13 protein-coding genes are annotated in these 15,801 nt (G+C 75.5%); 4 read left to right on the plus strand and 9 right to left on the minus strand.

Annotation, left to right across the window (positions count from 1 at the left end; translation table 11 throughout):
* Window positions 1–27: 27 nt before the first annotated feature.
* The 3 genes from ACFU9E_RS32815 to ACFU9E_RS32825 form a co-directional block, all read right to left on the minus strand.
* Window positions 28–1,212 carry a glycosyltransferase family 4 protein gene (locus ACFU9E_RS32815; RefSeq protein WP_380684075.1) on the minus strand — a complete coding sequence of 395 codons (1,185 nt, stop codon included), beginning with the start codon at window positions 1,210–1,212 and terminating at the stop codon, window positions 28–30.
* Window positions 1,205–2,047, minus strand: coding sequence for a polysaccharide deacetylase family protein (locus ACFU9E_RS32820; RefSeq protein WP_380684074.1), 843 nt, complete (start codon window positions 2,045–2,047; stop codon window positions 1,205–1,207). Before ACFU9E_RS32820 ends, ACFU9E_RS32815 begins: the two co-directional genes overlap by 8 nt.
* Before the next feature lie 248 nt (window positions 2,048–2,295).
* Window positions 2,296–2,565 (minus strand): hypothetical protein, encoded by a 270-nt coding sequence (locus ACFU9E_RS32825; protein ID WP_380684073.1) that lies wholly within the window; start codon window positions 2,563–2,565, stop codon window positions 2,296–2,298.
* A 428-nt stretch (window positions 2,566–2,993) separates the two neighbouring features.
* Between ACFU9E_RS32825 and ACFU9E_RS32830 the strand changes: the two genes are divergently transcribed.
* Window positions 2,994–4,190 carry a polysaccharide deacetylase family protein gene (locus ACFU9E_RS32830; RefSeq protein WP_380684071.1) on the plus strand — a complete coding sequence of 399 codons (1,197 nt, stop codon included), beginning with the start codon at window positions 2,994–2,996 and terminating at the stop codon, window positions 4,188–4,190.
* Window positions 4,191–4,812: 622 nt separating this feature from the next.
* On the opposite strand, the gene ACFU9E_RS32835 is transcribed toward ACFU9E_RS32830, so the two are convergent.
* Entirely contained in the window at window positions 4,813–5,583 is a 771-nt protein-coding gene (locus ACFU9E_RS32835) for a glutamate racemase (RefSeq protein WP_380684070.1), read from the minus strand.
* Between the two features lie 66 nt (window positions 5,584–5,649).
* Here ACFU9E_RS32835 and ACFU9E_RS32840 point away from each other — a divergent pair, with 66 nt between their 5' ends.
* Window positions 5,650–6,780, plus strand: a complete 1,131-nt coding sequence (locus ACFU9E_RS32840; protein WP_380684082.1) for a glycosyltransferase — start codon at window positions 5,650–5,652, stop codon at window positions 6,778–6,780.
* Window positions 6,781–6,844: 64 nt separating this feature from the next.
* On the opposite strand, the gene ACFU9E_RS32845 is transcribed toward ACFU9E_RS32840, so the two are convergent.
* From ACFU9E_RS32845 to ACFU9E_RS32865, 5 genes are all read right to left on the minus strand, one after another.
* Entirely contained in the window at window positions 6,845–8,044 is a 1,200-nt protein-coding gene (locus tag ACFU9E_RS32845; protein ID WP_380684069.1) for a glycosyltransferase family 4 protein, read from the minus strand.
* A 3-nt stretch (window positions 8,045–8,047) separates the two neighbouring features.
* Window positions 8,048–9,247, minus strand: coding sequence for a polysaccharide ABC transporter ATP-binding protein (locus tag ACFU9E_RS32850; RefSeq protein WP_380684068.1), 1,200 nt, complete (start codon window positions 9,245–9,247; stop codon window positions 8,048–8,050).
* Entirely contained in the window at window positions 9,237–10,148 is a 912-nt protein-coding gene (locus tag ACFU9E_RS32855) for an ABC transporter permease (RefSeq protein WP_380715563.1), read from the minus strand. Before ACFU9E_RS32855 ends, ACFU9E_RS32850 begins: the two co-directional genes overlap by 11 nt.
* Before the next feature lie 239 nt (window positions 10,149–10,387).
* Complete coding sequence (locus tag ACFU9E_RS32860; protein ID WP_380715565.1) at window positions 10,388–11,071, minus strand: thiol:disulfide interchange protein DsbA/DsbL; 684 nt, start codon at window positions 11,069–11,071, stop codon at window positions 10,388–10,390.
* Window positions 11,072–11,175: 104 nt separating this feature from the next.
* Window positions 11,176–12,309: a glycosyltransferase family 4 protein gene (locus tag ACFU9E_RS32865; protein ID WP_380688833.1), complete on the minus strand. Its 1,134-nt coding sequence runs from the start codon at window positions 12,307–12,309 to the stop codon at window positions 11,176–11,178.
* A gap of 324 nt (window positions 12,310–12,633) precedes the next feature.
* Between ACFU9E_RS32865 and ACFU9E_RS32870 the strand changes: the two genes are divergently transcribed.
* Window positions 12,634–13,764 (plus strand): glycosyltransferase family 4 protein, encoded by a 1,131-nt coding sequence (locus tag ACFU9E_RS32870; RefSeq protein WP_380688831.1) that lies wholly within the window; start codon window positions 12,634–12,636, stop codon window positions 13,762–13,764.
* A 431-nt stretch (window positions 13,765–14,195) separates the two neighbouring features.
* Window positions 14,196–15,801 (plus strand): tyrosine-protein kinase family protein (locus ACFU9E_RS32875; protein ID WP_380715567.1); only part of this gene is annotated, 1,606 nt, incomplete at its 3' end.

Raw genomic sequence — 15,801 nt, forward strand, 5'->3', positions numbered from 1 at the left:
ATGCGGTGGTGTGGGTCGTGGATGGGCTCAGCCGACCGTCCAGGGCAGTCCCTTGGCGCGGGCGACGGCCGCGTAGGTCGCCAGCGAGACGGCGGCGACCGCCCGCTGGTCGAACTGCGCCGTGGCGCGGCGGCGGGCCGCCGTACCGAGGCGCTCGCGCAGACCGGGCTCGGTGAGAAGCCGGTCCAGCGCGGTGGTGAGGGCCCGGGCGTCGCCGGGCGGGGCGAGGAGCAGGTGCTCGTCGTGGGTGCCGATCTCGCGGCAGCCGCGGATGTCGCTGAGCACCATCGGCAGGCCGCCGGCGGCGGCCTCCATGGCGGAGCGGGAGAACCCCTCCCGGTAGGAGGGGAGCACGAAGACGTCGAGGGCCGCGTAGACGGCGGGCATGTCGCCGCGCGGGCCGAGGAAGGAGACGCCCGACTCGGCCCCGTGGGCATCCGGCTTGTCCGGGTCCTCCGGGCCGATCCAGACGAACCGGGCCTTGCCGGCCAGCGCCCGGGCCGCCTGCGCGTACTCCCGGATGCCCTTCTCGGCGACCCGCCGGCCGACCCCGCCGACCAGCAGCTCGTCCGGCCCGACGCCGAGTTCGGCACGCAGCCCGGCGCGGATGCGGGCGTGTTCGCCCGGGTCGGTGGCGAAGCGGGTGAGGTCCACGCCGTTGCCGACCACCCGCGAGCGGCGGGCCGGGACGGCGCGGGCCAGGGTGCGGCGGTCCTCGCCGTTCTGGTACAGCTCGGCGTGCGAGAAGCGGGCGGCGAAGGCCTCCGCGCCCAGCACGAACGCCCGTTTGGCGAGCGGGTCGTGGGCCTGCGCCCAGAGACCGTGGCAGGTGTTGACGACGACCGGCACGCGGGCGAGCCGGCCGAGCACCCGGCCGAGCACGCCGGTCTTCGGGTTGTGGGTGTGCAGCACGTCCGGGCGGATCCGGTCGAGCACGGCGAGCAGTTCGCGGGCGGCGGCGGCGTCGGCGCGCGGCTCCCAGGCCCGGGTCAGCGCGTGCAGCGGCTCGTGACGCACCCCGATCGCCTCCAGCTCGGGGACGTACGGGCCGGGCGCGCTGATCCCGTAGGTCTGGAAACCGGCCTCCAGGTCGACCTTCAGCTCGGTGGCGAGCAGCAGTTGCAGGCTCATGTCGACGGTGGTGAGGTGGGCGACCCGCAGCGGGCGGCCGCCGGGGCCGCGCAGCCGCGGCGGGATCCGGCTCTCAGGCACGGGCGCCCACCGCCTTCGCGGTGGCGACGATCCGGGCGTAGGCGAGCTCGGGGAGCAGGCGGCCGTGGAGCTTGGCGCGGAAGAAGTCGATCGGGTCGGTGCGGCGCACCGGCACCCGGCGCAGCCGGACCGGGTCCATGCCGGGGGTGTTGCGGCCGACCTCGCCGGTCGCGGCCGTCCGGAAGCGGGCCCGCAGGGCCGGTTCCATGTGCGGGACCGGCACGCCCCAGGTGTAGGCGTAGTGGCTGGGGCGCACGCCCAGGTGCTCCTCGACGTCGTCGCCGCAGGCGTCCAGCTCGGCGGTGGAGAGCAGTTCGGGGCGGGCGTGGGTGCGGGTGTGGTTGGCGACCGTGCACAGGCCGGAGGCGGTCATCTCGCGCAGCTGCGCCCAGCTGAGCGCGGGGGCGCCGGTCGCCTTGGCGGTGGAGCCCTCCCAGCGCATCTCGCCGCCGACGTGGCCGCTGGCCAGGTAGACGGTGAACGGCAGGCCGCGCTCGCGCAGCAGCGGCCAGGCGTTGTCGTAGACGTCCGCGAAGCCGTCGTCGAAGGTGAGGACGACGCTCGGGGTGCTGCGGCCGGCCTCGATCCGGTCGGTGGCCTCGTCGAGGGAGACCACCCGCCCGGGCGGCAGCGCGGCGAGCAGGTCGGCCTGGGCGGCGAAGTCGGCGGCGGACACGTCCAGCTCGTCCGGGCTGCCGCCGCCCACCCGGTGGTAGATCAGCACCGTGGCGCCCTCGCCGGGGCTGGTTCCGGCCCGGCGTGCCAGCTGGCGTTTCACCTGGGCCCGGATGCCCCCGCCGACCGGGGCCGTTCCGGGCGCGGCGGTGCCGCTCATCGTTCCCCCCTCTGCGGCACCCTCCCCGGCGCCGGCAAGTGGCCTCGCATCCGGGGCGGTTGGCGCCCCGGACGGACATCACAGTAGGGGGAACTGTGGGGCTGGTGCCCTGGAATTGTGAAAGAAGCGAGAAGGAGTTGGCAGATGGGCTGAAAACCTGCCGATCTGACCGGTTGAACTCGATCGGGTGAGCGATGTTCGAGTGATTCCGAACGCGGGCCCGGATCCGGCCGGTCGGCGCTCCGCTCTCAGGCCGCCGCGCGGCGGCGGCGGAACAGCGCGAAACCGATCCGGCCGAGCAGCAGCACCCCGGCCGCCAGGCAGCCCGCCACCGCCATCGCCCACGCCGGACCGTCACTGTCCGGAACCACGACCGCCACCACGATCCCCAGCGCGAGGCAGGCCAGGCCCACCAGCGCGAGCGGCACCTGGTGGGTGACCAGCGGGCCACCGTGACAGTACCGGGCCATCCGGGTCGCGCCGTGCGGCGGGAAGTGATCACGTTCCGCATCTGCCATGAGCCCAAGGTACCCCGGCACCGCCGCACCGGCAGCATGCTGGGCGCGATCGGGCGGACACCCCGAGTGACGATCGCGGACGGAGAGGCGGGTGTTCGAGGAGGTGTTGCGAAGGCCTTCCGGAGGAGTTCCGGAGGACTTTTGAAGGACTTCCGGAGGTGCCCGGGAGGTGTCCCGGGCTCGTCTCGAGCTGGTCCCGGAATGGTTCCCGGTGTGCGAAAAAACCTTGCCCGTCCGGTACAACCATCAACGGGGCGTAGCTGTCTCCCTTACATTGAGCGATCCAGGAGCCGTCCGCGGTGCGGGTTGGGAGTCCCCGCCGTGGACCGGACATACCCAGGGGGCGGAGCCGCCGTGCCCTGGAGTCGGAGGCCGGGCTCCGTCCTCCGGCGGTACCGCCACGCCGCATCGGCGACCGAGGGGGAACCGTGCCGCAGTCCCATTCCACGACGTCGACCTCCGGCCCCACGGCCCGCACCAGGGCCGTGGTGACCGCCCTGTCGGATCTGCGGCCCCCGCCGACCACCGCAGCACCGCCCGGACCCGACACCGTGACGATCGACGGGCAGCCGATCGCCACACCGCCGGCCGCGCGGCCGCCCGCCGTCCTCCCGCCGGGCGGCCGGGCCCTGCGCTCCACCGCCACCCGCACCTGCGCCCCGCCCGCCCACCGGCCGGCCGAGCCCGAGCGGGTCGACCATCCGGCCGGCCACTCGGCCGACGCGCGCGGCGAGTGGCTGCGGTTCGCCCCCGTCCAGCCGCTGTTCCGCGCCCGGGCGGCGCAGCGGCTCGCCGTCCTCGCCTACCACGGGGTGACCGACCCCCGCTCGTTCGGCGCCCAGCTGGACCGGCTGCGAAGACTCGCGACCCCCGTCTCGCTGGCCGCCGTGCAGCAGGCCGTCGCCGAACGGCGCCCGCTGCCCGCCCGCAGCGTGCTGGTGACCTTCGACGACGCCGACCGCAGCGTCCTCACCCACGCGCTGCCCGCACTGATCGAACGCGGCATCCCGGCCGCCGCCTTCGTCATCTCCGAACTGATCGGCACCGAAAAACCGTTCTGGTGGCACGAGGCCGACTTCCTCGCCCGGCACGGCGGCCGCGCCCGCTCACTCGACTGCGGCCACCCCTCGCAGCTGCTCCGCCGGCTCAAGGCGATGCCCGACCCGGACCGCCGGCGCAGCCTCCACGAGCTACGGGTCAGCGCCGACCGGCGCCCGCCCGGCCAGGAACAGCTCACCCCCGCCGACCTGCTCGCCCTGCGCGAGGGCGGCGTCGCCATCGGCAACCACACCCAGGGGCACCCGTGCCTGGGCCGCTGCGACGACGCCACCGTCCGGACGGAGATCACCGGCGCCCACGAGGCCCTCACCCGCTGGCTCGGCGAACCCCCGATCGCCTTCGCCTACCCCGACGGCGGCCACGACGTCCGGGCCGAGACCGTCCTGCAGGAACTCGGCTACCGGCTGGGCTTCCTCTCCGACCACCGCCTCGGCCCCCGGCTCCCCACCCACCCCCTCCAGATCAGCCGCCTCCAGGTGGACTCCACCACCAGCACCCGCCGGTTCGACACCATCCTCTCGGGCCTCGAACCCGCCTACCGCCGCTGGCGCGGCCACGCCGCCTGACCCTCCCCCTCACCCCGCGCAGGAAGTCGCCCCACCGACTTCCTGCGCCCACCCGGAGAAGTCGGCCCCACCAGGGCTCTCGCCCGCCACCGCACCAGAAGTCGGCCCCGTCGACTTCCCCCGCCGGCGAACCGGCGCAGGCGGCTGCCACCGGCAACACCACGACCACCGCCAGAAGTCAGGCCGGCCAACTCCGCCGCACAGAAAGTCGACCCCGCCGACTTTCCACACCACCACAGCCAGCCCGGGTCGGCGCGCGCCACCAAGCGGCCATGGGCAGCTGCTGCTGCCCGCCCCCTCAGGTCACCCGGCTACCCACCCCGCACGGCGGCGCATCCGCCGTCGGGGGAAGGCCGCCACCCACCAGACCCACCAAGCACTCGCCAGCCACCGCAGCAAAAGTCGGCGCGGCCCGACGGCTCCCCATGGGGGTCCCGGCGGCATGGCGTGGGTGTGCCGGCATGCTCCGGCTCCGGCCGGGAGCCCTCATCGGGCGACGTGAAGCGGCCTCATCGGCAGAGGTGGGGAAGCCTCTGCGGCGCGACGGGCCCGAACGCGCAGCGCCTGCCGGCTCGACGAAGTCGGCCGCGGCGGCGCGGGCCGGGGGCGCCGGGCGGGTGGGTCAGGCGGTGGGGGCGGTGAGGGGGAGGGTCTGGGGGTAGGCGAGGGCGGCCGGGGGGAGGGTGGCGGGGGTGCCGGCGTGGAGGACGGTGAGGGTGCCGGTGCCCTCGCGGGTGGGGTCGAGGACGCGGCGCAGGGCCTGGGCGGCGACCGGGTCGGCGGAGCCGTGCAGGGTGAGCGAGGGCAGGGAGGTCGGGGCGACGGCGGCGCGGATGCGGTCGGCGACCAGTTCGTAGTGGGTGCAGCCGAGGACGACGGCCGCCGTGCCGGCCGGGGTGCGGGCGGCCGCGGCGGCGATGGCCGCCTCGATGGCCGCGTCGTCGCCGTGCTCGACGGCGTCGGCGAGCCCGGGGCAGGCGACCTCGGTGACGTCGGCCGTTCCGGCGAAGTCGCGGATCAGCCCGCGCTGGTAGGCGCTGCCGGTGGTGGCGGGGGTGGCCCAGATGGCGACCGGGCCGCCGAGGGCGGCGGCCGGCTTGATCGCCGGGACGGTGCCGATGACCGGCAGCGCGGGCTCCAGTTCGGCGCGCAGGGCGGCGAGCGCGTGCACCGAGGCGGTGTTGCAGGCGACGATCAGCGCGTCCGGCCGGTGCGCGGCGGCGGCCCGGGCGCAGCCGAGGGCGAGCTCGGTGACCTCCTCGGGCGTGCGCGGCCCCCAGGGCATCGAGGCGGGGTTGGAGGAGAGCACCAGATCGACGTCCGGACGCAGCGCCCGGAGTGCGGCGGCGGCGGCCAGCAGGCCGATTCCCGAGTCCATCAGTGCGATCTTCACGGGTCAAGACTTTAGTCGATGGCCCGCGCCGGGCCCCGCGTGCGGCAGACTGCCCGGGTGACCGTCCTGCTGTGGATCGCCGCGCTCTCCCTGCTGGTCTGGCTCTGGCTGGCGGGCTGCCACGGGTTGTTCTGGCGCACCGATGTCCGATTGCCGCCGCGCCGGCCGCCGGAGCGCTGGCCGCAGGTGGCGGTGGTGGTGCCGGCCCGGGACGAGGCCGAGGTGCTACCGCTGTCGCTGCCGGGCCTGCTGGCTCAGAAGTACCCGGGACGGGCCCGGGTGGTGCTGGTGGACGACCACAGCACGGACGGGACGGGCGCGCTGGCGCGTTCGCTCGCCGCCCCCGGCGGCCTGGAGCTGACGGTGACCACACCTCCCCCGCTGCCGCCGGGGTGGACGGGCAAGCTGTGGGCGCTGCGGCACGGGGTGGAGCTGGCCGGTCCGGACGCCGAGTACCTGCTGCTGACGGACGCGGACATCGCGCACGGACCGGACTCGCTGGCCGAGCTGGTGGCCGCCGCGCAGGAGAACCGGCTGGACCTGGTGTCGCAGATGGCCCGGCTGCGGGTGGAGACCGGCTGGGAGCGGCTGATCGTACCGGCCTTCGTGTACTTCTTCGCCCAGCTGTACCCGTTCCGGTGGAGCAACCGGCCCGGTGGACGGACGGCCGCGGCGGCGGGCGGCTGCTCGCTGGTGCGGCGGGAGGCCCTGGAGCGGGCGGGCGGGGTGGCGGCGATCCGGGGCGCGGTGATCGACGACGTGTCGCTGGCCCGGGCGGTGAAGGCCACCGGGGGCCGGACCTGGCTGGGGCTCGCGGAGCAGGTGGACAGCGTGCGGCCGTACCCGCGCCTCGCCCTGCTGTGGCGGATGGTGTCGCGCAGCGCGTACGCCCAGCTGCGGCACTCGCCGGTGCTGCTGCTGGGGACGGTGCTGGGGCTGGCGCTGGTCTACCTGGTGCCGCCGGTGGCGACGGTGGCGGGGCTCGCGGGGGGCGCGTGGCCGGTGGCGGCGGCGGGCGCGGCGGCCTGGGCCCTGATGGCGGGGACCTTCGTACCGATGCTGCGCTACTACGGGCAGCCGCCGGTGGCCGCGCTGCTGCTGCCGTTCACCGCCTCGCTCTACCTGCTGATGACGGTCGACTCGGCGGTGCAGCACTGGCGGGGCCGGGGCGCGGCCTGGAAAGGCCGGACGTACTGAACCGGGGCGGGCCGCGCCGGACGAGGAGGCCCGGGCACCCGCCGGTCGCGCGACGTCGCCCGCGTCACCGCCCCAGCAGCCGCAGCGCGGCCGGCTTGGTGAACTCGTACCGGGTCATCTGCTCCAGGTCTTTCAGCCAGCCCACCGCCCGGCCCGGCCGGGCCAGCACCCGGGCGTAGAGGTCCTCGAAGGAACTGGTCACGCTCTCCAGCGAGAACCGGCCGACCACCCACTGCCGCCCCCAGTCGCCCAGTTCGGCCCGGCGCGCCGGGTCGTCCAGCAGCCCGCGCAGCTGTCCGGCCAGTGCCCCGGGGTCGCGCGAGCCGTCGCCGAAGCCGTACATGCAGCGCGAGGCGTGCGGCTCGACCCGCTGGCCCGGCTCGTGCACCGCGGTGTAGCCGGCCGCGCCGTGCACCACCACCGGCTTGCCGAAGGCGAGGCCGCGCAGCGCCGACCCGCCCATGCCGAGGACGACGTCGGCGGCCTGGTAGGCCGGGCGCGGGTCGGCCAGCTGCCCGGGGACCAGCACCGCCCGGCGGCCGAGTGCCGCGTTGACGGCGGCCGCCCGGGCGCGCAGCGGCTCCAGGCTGGGCCCGGCGCCGACGATCACCAGCCGCACGCGCGGGTCGTCCAGCTGCCGGACGGCGTCCACGGTGAGCTCCGCGCCGGCGTCCTTCTCCAGCGCGGGGACCAGCCGGGTGACGATGACCAGCAGCAACTCCTCGTCGCCGATGCCGTGTTCGCGCCGGAACGCCGCCCCGTCGACCAGCCCGGGGGCGTCCGTGGCGGTGTTCACCGGCGGCTCGATGAGGCTGACGTCCCGGTGGCCGAAGGCCCGGCCGTCGCCCATCAGCGCGCCCAGGCCCAGCACCAGCGGCTGGTGCCGGGGCAGGCCGCGCAGCATCCGGATGCCGTAGAAGGTGGTGACCACCGGCAGCCGGCCGTAACGCCCGGGCCCGAAGTAGGAGTTGCGGGCCGCCCGGACCTCCCAGGCGTGCAGCAGTTGGCTGCCGTGCTCGGCGGCCAGCCGGCCCAGCCGGCGCCGGACGTCGGCGTGCGGGGTGTCGGGACCGCCCGCCACCACCACGTCCAGGCCGTGCCCGGCGGCGACGTCGACCAGCGGCGCCGGGCCGGCGACGCCCTGGGCGAACAGCACCGGGTCGTGGCCGCGGTCGCGCAGGGTGCGGGCGATGTCGACCGCGTTGAGCTGGGCGCCGCCCAGGGCCAGGTTGTTGAGATGGACGAGCAGCCGGACCGGTCGCACGCCTCACTCCTCCCAGTGGTGCGGGACGAAGACCGGCGCGGCCAGCACGACGGCGCGCGGCGGGGAGTCCAGCATCGGGCCGAAGACGTCGAACTGGCCGGCCGAGTGCCAGCTCATCAGCGTGCCGCCGTCGGTCCTGCCGATGCTGTAGACGCCGGTCCACAGCGTGTACCGGCCGCGCGGCAGCGGCAGCCGGGGGATCACGCAGGTCACCTCGTGGTCCCCGCCGGCCAGCCGGATCTCGTGGCTGATCTGGAAGATCGGGCTGGAGGTGCCCTCACTGACGCCCAGGTGCAGGGTCGCGTCGCCGCGGTAGTCGCCGCCGAGGGTGAGCTCGACGGTCATCGGCTCGTCGGTGGTGAGGCTCTCCCGGTCCGCGCCGCGCACCTCGTGCTTGAGCAGCTGGACCGGCTCGCCGGTGCGGCCGCCGGCCTCGGACTGTGCCTCGATCGAGTCGCGGTAGCCGGCCATCGCGTCCTTGATCCCGGCGTCCACCCGGATCGAGCCCTGCTCCAGCCAGATGCCGCGCCGGCAGATGGACTCCACGGCGGGCAGGTCGTGCGAGACGAAGACGATGGTGGTGCCCTGCTCGGCGACCTCGCGCATGCGGTCCAGGCAGCGCTGCTGGAACACCGCGTCGCCGACCGCCAGCACCTCGTCGACCAGCAGGACGTGCGGCTCCAGGTAGGCGGCGACGGCGAAGCCCAGGCGCATCTGCATGCCCGAGGAGTAGAACTTCACCTGCCGGTCGATGGCCCCGCCGAGCCGGGCGAACTCCACGATGTCGTCGAAGCGGGTGGCCACCTCGCGCCGCCGCAGGCCGAGCAGCGCGCCGAACAGGTAGATGTTCTCCCGGCCGGTCAGGTCGGGGTGGATGCCGGCCCGGATCTCGATCAGCGCGCCGATCCGGCCGCGCACGTCGATCACCCCGCCGTACGGGTACATCACCCGGGTCAGCATCTTGAGCAGGGTGGACTTGCCGGAGCCGTTGGAGCCGATCAGGCCGACCGACTCGCCCGGCTCGATGTGCATCGAGATGTCGCGCAGCGCCCAGCGCCAGTCCTCGCCCTTCTCGCCGCGCAGCCGGCGGGCCATGGACTCGACCTTGTCGCGCAGCAGCATCCGCTGCTGGTCGGCCTTGAAGCGCTTCCACACCTGGTCGGTGCGGATGGTCCCGAGCGGGAGGGTCCGGCTAGGCGACATCGGCGATCCCCGTCTCCAGCTTCTTGAACAGCAGGTAACCGCCGACCAGGAACACCACCGAGGAGACCGCGGCGATCGTGGTGAGCGTGGCGTCGGGCGCCTGGCCGTACAGCAGGGCGTTGCGGTAGCCCTCGATCACGGCGCCGAGCGGGTTGAGGCCGACGTAGACCTCCTGGAGGCGCTCCGGGATCTGGGCCAGCGGATAGGCGACGGGGGTGGCGAACACGCCCATCTGGGTGATGATCGGCAGCAGGTGGCGCACGTCGCGCAGGTACACCACGGCCACCGACAGGACCAGGGCGATGCCGTAGGTGAAGGCGAACTGGATGCCCAGCAGCGGCACCACCCACAGGAAGGTCGCGGCGGGGGCCGTCCAGAAGACCAGGAACAGCAGACCGAGCACGGCGGTGCCGATCAGCATGTCGACGGTGGCGACCAGCATGGTGGCGAGCGGGAAGACCTCGCGCGGGCAGTACACCTTGTTGAGCAGGCTGAGGTTGTTGGCCAGGCTCAGCGCGCCCTGGTTCATGGTGTTGCTGAAGAACTGCCAGACGATCAGGCCGACGTAGGCGAACAGCGGATACGCGGCGCCCGCGGTGTCGACGTGCACGGCCCGGCGGAACACCAGGGTGAAGATGGCGCACAGCGCGAGCGGGGTGAGCACCGCCCAGGCGAAGCCGAGCACGGCCTGCTTGTAGCGGGCGCGCAGATCGCGTTCGGCGAGCGCGCGGACGAGTTCGCGGGCTCCCCACAGCTCGCGGGCCACCCGGCCCGGGCGGAGCCGGCGTTTGAAGATCAGCTCCGGCGGCGGCCCCTCGGCGGCCGGCGGGCGCCCCGGGGCCCGCGTTGTCTTGCTGTCGCGCTCGTCGACGAGCGGCGCGCGTTGTCCCCCCACGGACACCTGCCCTCTCCGGTACCGGCGGTATCGAGAAGTGGGCCCGTCACGGCGGCTCCTGACGCCGTCGGCGGCGCGGCCCGGCCCCACTCTGGCACAGAGTGTGGCCGCCGGGGGGCGGTTCGGTGAAGGTGATCCGCCCCGCCGGCCGAGGAAGGGCGACGAAGCGGCCGGCCGGCAGCGAGAAGGCGGGCCGGCCGTGGTGCGGCCGGCCCGCCGGGGCGGTCAGGGGTGGTGACGGAGGGTCAGTGCAGGGTGTGGGCCGGGTGGCGCTGCTGGTCCTGGGCGACGAGGTGGTCCATCACCTCGGGCATCGCCTCGACACCGCCGGCGTTGGTCGGCGAGGTGCGGTACTCGCCCTGCACGATCACGGTGGGCAGCTCGTTGATGCCGTGGCGGACGAACAGCCGGGCGGCCTCGTCGACCGCGCGGTCCACCTCGGTCGAGCGGTAGGCGGCGCGGAAGCGCTGCTGGTCGACGCCCTGGCCCTGCGCCCAGGCGGCGGCGGTGTCCTCGCTGGTGAGGTCCCGCCGTTCGGTGTGGACGGCCCGGAAGGTGGCGGTCTGCAGGCGGTCGACCTCGCCGAGGCGCTCCAGCGTGTAGTACAGCCGGGCGTGGCCGCGCTGGACGGCCTCCTCGCGGCTGCCCTGCCAGATGGCCGGCACCCGGCGCAGGTCGACGTCGGAGCGGTGGCGCTCGGTCCAGGCCCGCAGCGGCTCCTCCAGCGCCTGGGAGTGCCCGCAGTCGTACCAGAAGAACTCCAGGGCCTCGGTGCGGGCACTCTCGCGCACCGGCTGGATGGTGTTGAGGTGGGAGAACGGGGTGCCCTCGCGGGGCGGCCGGTGGTTGGCGGCGGCGGCCTGGAGCGGGGACGCGGCGATCCCGGCGGCGAGGGCCAGCAGCAGGGTGGTTCGAAGGATCGGCTTCACAGGGGGGAGTGTGACCCGTGACGGAACGTCATCGGCCAGTCGTCCCGGTGCGTCGGGCCGGGATTCGCCTGAACGGCGCACCCGGCCCGGCGCACCGGGACGCGTCAGCCGAGGCCGCCCGGTCCCCCGCTGCCGCAGATCTCGCTGAACAGCCGCTGCCAGGCGTCGGCCACCACGTCGAGGTCGTTGTGGGCCAGCGCGTGGGCGCGGGCGGCGGCCCCGAGCCCGGTGCGGTCGCCGGCCAGGACCTTGGCCAGCGCCTCGGCGAGGGCCGGCGGGTCGCCGGGGGCGACCAGCGCTCCGGTGACGCCGTCCCGGACCACCGAGCCGACCCAGCCGACGTCGGTGGCGACGGCCGGCAGGCCGGCCAGCGCGGCCTCGATCAGCACCCCGGGCACACCCTCGCTGTCGCTGCTGAGCAGGACGGCGTCCACGGCCCGGTAGAGCGGTGCCGGGTCGTCGAGGGTGCCCAGGAAGTGGGCCCGGGCGGCGGCCGGATGTCGCTCCAGTGCGGAGCGTTGCGGGCCGTCGCCCGCCACGGCGAGCCGCACGTCGGGGAGCCGGTCGAGGGCGTCGAGGGCGAGGTCCAGGCGCTTCTCGGCGGCGATCGCGCCGACCCAGGCGACCAGCAGGCCGTCCGGCGGCAGGCCCAGCTGCTGGCGGGCGGCGCGCCGGTCGGCCTCGTCACGGGCGGGCGGGTAGTGGTCGGCGGCGCGGGCGTTGGGGATGGTGCGGACGTTGGCGGCGGGCAGCCGGAAGCGTTCCACGAGCAGGTCGCGGGCGCCGTCGGCGAGGGCGGTGACGGCGGCGGCGCGGTGCAGCAGGGCGCCGGTGCGCAGCCGGCGGACCGGGCCGGGCGTCCAGTGCCGGGGGTCGCCGATGGAGACGTAGACGAACGGGGTGCGGGTGCCGGCGAGGGCGAGGGCGCAGGCGGGGAGGGTGGAGGATCCGTGGGCGACGACGAGGTCGGCGGTGCGGGCGGCGGTGCGCAGGGCGCCGAGGGTGCGCGGGTGGAGGCGGCCGGGGCCGAGGACGGTGGTGGAGCGGGTGTCGGCGGCGTCCGGCCGGGCGTCCGGGTGCGGGGCGAGCGCGCGCAGGGCGGAGGCCTGGCCCCGGCGGCGCAGTTCGTGGTGGAGGTCGCGGGCGAGGCCCTGGGCGCCGCGGCGGCGCGGATCGGTGATGAGGTGCAGGATGCGGGGGCGGGTTCCGGTCTTCCTGACCGGTGTCGCTTCAGGCATGGGAAAGACCTTGGCACAGCCTCCCGCCTGGGACGACCCCTTCGCGCAACCCGGCGGTGGTCCGTACGCCAGCGCGGGTACTCCCGAAAGGCGCCGGGCGGGCGCCGTCGTACGCCCTTCGGGGGGTCGACGCGCCCTGTTCCGCGCTGTCGTGCGCCCCCTGACGGTTCGCCGACGGCCCGCCCGGGCCGCTCCCGGTGTGGCCGAATCGCTGGCGGGCGCCGGTCGCGACCTGCGATGCTGATCGGCAGTCAGGGCGCCGTCCCGGCACGGGAGACCGGGCGCGCCCAGGAGGGCGGGGGTTGGCCTGTGCATGTGCTCTATGTGATCGACAGCGTGAGCCGGGTCGGCGGGGCCGAGCAGGGTCTGGTGGCGATGGCCCCCCAGCTGGTGCGGGCCGGGGTGAAGCTCGACGTCGCGTACCTCAAGGACTCCCCCGGCGGCTTCCAGCCGGAGCTCACCGCGGCCGGGGCGGACGTGTTCGGGGTCGGCCGGCCCTCCCGGGGGCGCACCGTCGCCGCCCTGCACCGGCTGGTCCGCGAGCGCCGCCCGGACCTGGTGCACACCACGCTGTACGAGTCGGACGTGCTCGGGCGGGCGGCCGCGCTGGCCGCCCGCACCCCGGTGGTGACCAGCCTGGTCAACGCGTCGTACGGGCCGGAGCACCGCCACGCGCGCGGGCTGAGCCCGTGGAAGGTGCGGGCCGCGCAGACGGTGGACGCGGCGACCGCGCAGGGCACCCGGCGCTTCCACGCGCTGACCCGCTACGTGGCCGGGGCGATGGCGCGCCGGCTGCGGGTGCCGTCCCAGCGGATCGACGTGGTGCCGCGCGGGCGCGACCCGGAGCGCCTCGGCACGGTGACGCCGGACCGGCGGGCCGCCGTGCGCACGGCGCTGGAGCTGCCGCCGGACGTGCCGGTGGTGCTGGCGGCGGCCCGTCAGCAGTACCAGAAGGGCCTGGACGTGCTGCTGGAGGCCTGGCCCGAGGTGCTGCGCGCCGAGCCGGAGGCGGTGCTGCTGCTGGCCGGCAGCGAGGGCATCGAGAGCGAGCGGCTGCAGGCGCTGGCCTCGGCGACCACCGGGGTGCGCTTCCTCGGGCCGCGCGACGACGTGTTCGACCTGATGGCGGCCTCCGACGCGTTCGCCGTGCCGTCCCGCTGGGAGGGGCTGGGCAGCGCGGCGATGGAGGCGATGGGGGTCGGGGTGCCGCTGGTCGCCGCCGACGTGCCGGCGCTGCGCGAGACGGTGGGCTCGGAGGACTACGCCCGGCTGGTGACGCCGGAGCGGCCGGCCGAGCTGGCGGCGGCGCTGACCGACACCCTGGAGGACCGGGCCTCGGCGCGGGTGCGGGCGAAGGCGGCGCGGGCGCGGTTCCTGACCTCGTTCACGCTGCATCAGGTGTCGGCGCAGATGGTGGAGTTCTACGAGCGCTCGCTGCGGCTGCGGACCGTCTGAGAGCCGGAGGGCGGGCCCCGGGGGCGCCCGCCCGGGCCGGTCCGGGGAGCGCCCTGTCCGGATCCCGGCGCTCCGGGCCCGGCCGTCCGGGATCTCCCCGGACCAGTATCGCCAAAGAGGTTGCGCCGCACGTCGGCGCTCGGGAAGCATCGCCGGGGGGACCGGCGGGGGCGGCGGTCGGCACGCACTGTTCGCGGTGCACCGCCGGGCCGGGCCACGCCGTGGGGAGCGCGTCGTCGAGACGTACGTCCGCGAGTCGTCAGGGGGGCGGGTTGCGACATCAGCCGAGGGATTCCACCGTGCCCGTGCGGGCCCAGCGGTCACGCCCCGGGGCGTGACACCCCAGCGGTACCCGGACCCGCCGTGCTCCCGTGGGGGCGCGACGGGCGCTGACAGCACCACCGCACCACGAACGCGAGGGGATCCAACCGGTGGAACCGGCAAACCACTTCACCGTCCTGCGGCGCTACTGGCGGCTGCTCGTCGGCTGCACGCTCGCCGCGCTGGTCGTCGGCTGGCTGCTGACCCCGGCCGGCGACACGGTGGACAACGCCAAATGGAAGTGCAAGGTCGCGATCACCCCGGTCGCCGGTGCGGGCGACACCGTCCGCGCCGACCAGGTGCTCTCCTACGCGCAGGGCGCGGACGTCGCGGCGGCGGCCGCCAAGGCCCTCGGCATCGCCGACGCCTCCGAGGCGATCGCCCGCCGGACCGTCACCGCGGACAGCCCCCAGATGCTGACCATCGCCACCACCGGCCCGACCAAACAGTCCTGCTCGGACCTGGCCACCGCCTACTCGGCGGCGATCATCAAGGGCTACAGCGACGAGTCGGCCCGCAGCGCCGCCGAGACGATCAAGAAGCTGCAGGCCCAGGCGGACACCCAGCAGCAGCAGCTGAACGACATCCAGGCCCAGTACAACCGCTCCTCGCCCGCCGACCAGCCCAAGCTGCAGCCCAAGCTGACCGCCGCCGCCACCTCGCTGACCACCACCCTCACCACGATCAGCAAGCTGGCCAACGGCGCCCAGACCGACGCCATCCAGCAGTGGGGCAGCATCGACGCCCGGCAGGGCACCAGCAACCTGCTCTCCTCCCCCAGCCGCGGCATGCGGCTCGGCCTCGCGGTGGTGCTCGGCCTGGCGCTCGGCGTGGTCGCCGCGCTGATGCTCAGCCGGATGGACACCAGGCTGCGCAGCCGCAACGCCGTCGAGGAGGCGTTCAACCTGCCGGTGATCGGCGAGGTGCCGCACCTGTCGCGCCGCCAGCGGCGGGTGCGCGAACCGCTGGTGCGCGCCCGGCCCTCCGACCCGGCCGCCGAGGCGTACCGCTCGCTGCGCTCGACGCTGCTGCTCACCGGCCCCGACTCGCTGGCCCGCCCGGCCGGCGGCGAGGACCGGGACCCGGCGCGGGCGGTCGCGCGTCGGCTCGCCGAGACCGCGCCGGTGGTCCTGGTCGCCTCCGGCGGCAGCCGCGACGGCCGGACCATCACCATCGCCAACCTGGCCGCCGCGCTCGCCGAGACCGGCCGCGAGGTGCTCGTCCTGGACTGCGACTTCCGCCACCCCCAGCTGCACGCCCACCTCGGCGTCGGTGACGGGCCGGGCATGGCCGAACTGCTCAGCGGCGAACGGCTCGGCGAACTGGACGACCTGATCCGGCCGACCAACGTCGACGGCGTCTCGCTGATCACCGGCGGCAACACCACCGCCTACCCGGCGGCCCTGGTGCTGCGGGCCGCCGAGGTGCTGCGCCGGGCCCGCCGGCACGCGGACGTCATCCTGGTCGACACCTCGCCGCTGCTGCACGCCAACGACGCCTACGACCTGGTGCAGCACGCCGACGCGGTGCTGGTGACCGTGCGCAGCGGAAACGTCACTCCGGAACAGGCCGACCGGGTGGCCGAACTGCTCTCCCGCACCGGGGTTCCGGTGGCCGGGGTGGCGCTGCTCGGCACCTACGGGCCGGCCGGCGGACGGCGGCGCGCCCCGGCGGGCGGCTCCGGGGCGGGCGCCGCGGCCGGCCGGGGCGCGGCTG

The sequence above is a fragment of the Kitasatospora sp. NPDC057595 genome, from assembly GCF_042800875.1.
Classification (GTDB): domain Bacteria; phylum Actinomycetota; class Actinomycetes; order Streptomycetales; family Streptomycetaceae; genus Kitasatospora.

Bases quoted from the DNA above. Each gene is read 5' to 3' on its own strand.
- ACFU9E_RS32865 (WP_380688833.1), bottom strand. From the start codon at position 12,309: ATGCCTGAAGCGACACCGGTCAGGAAGACCGGAACCCGCCCCCGCATC.
- ACFU9E_RS32825 (WP_380684073.1), bottom strand. From the start codon at position 2,565: ATGGCAGATGCGGAACGTGATCACTTCCCGCCGCACGGCGCGACCCGG.
- ACFU9E_RS32820 (WP_380684074.1), bottom strand. From the start codon at position 2,047: ATGAGCGGCACCGCCGCGCCCGGAACGGCCCCGGTCGGCGGGGGCATC.
- ACFU9E_RS32850 (WP_380684068.1), bottom strand. From the start codon at position 9,247: ATGTCGCCTAGCCGGACCCTCCCGCTCGGGACCATCCGCACCGACCAG.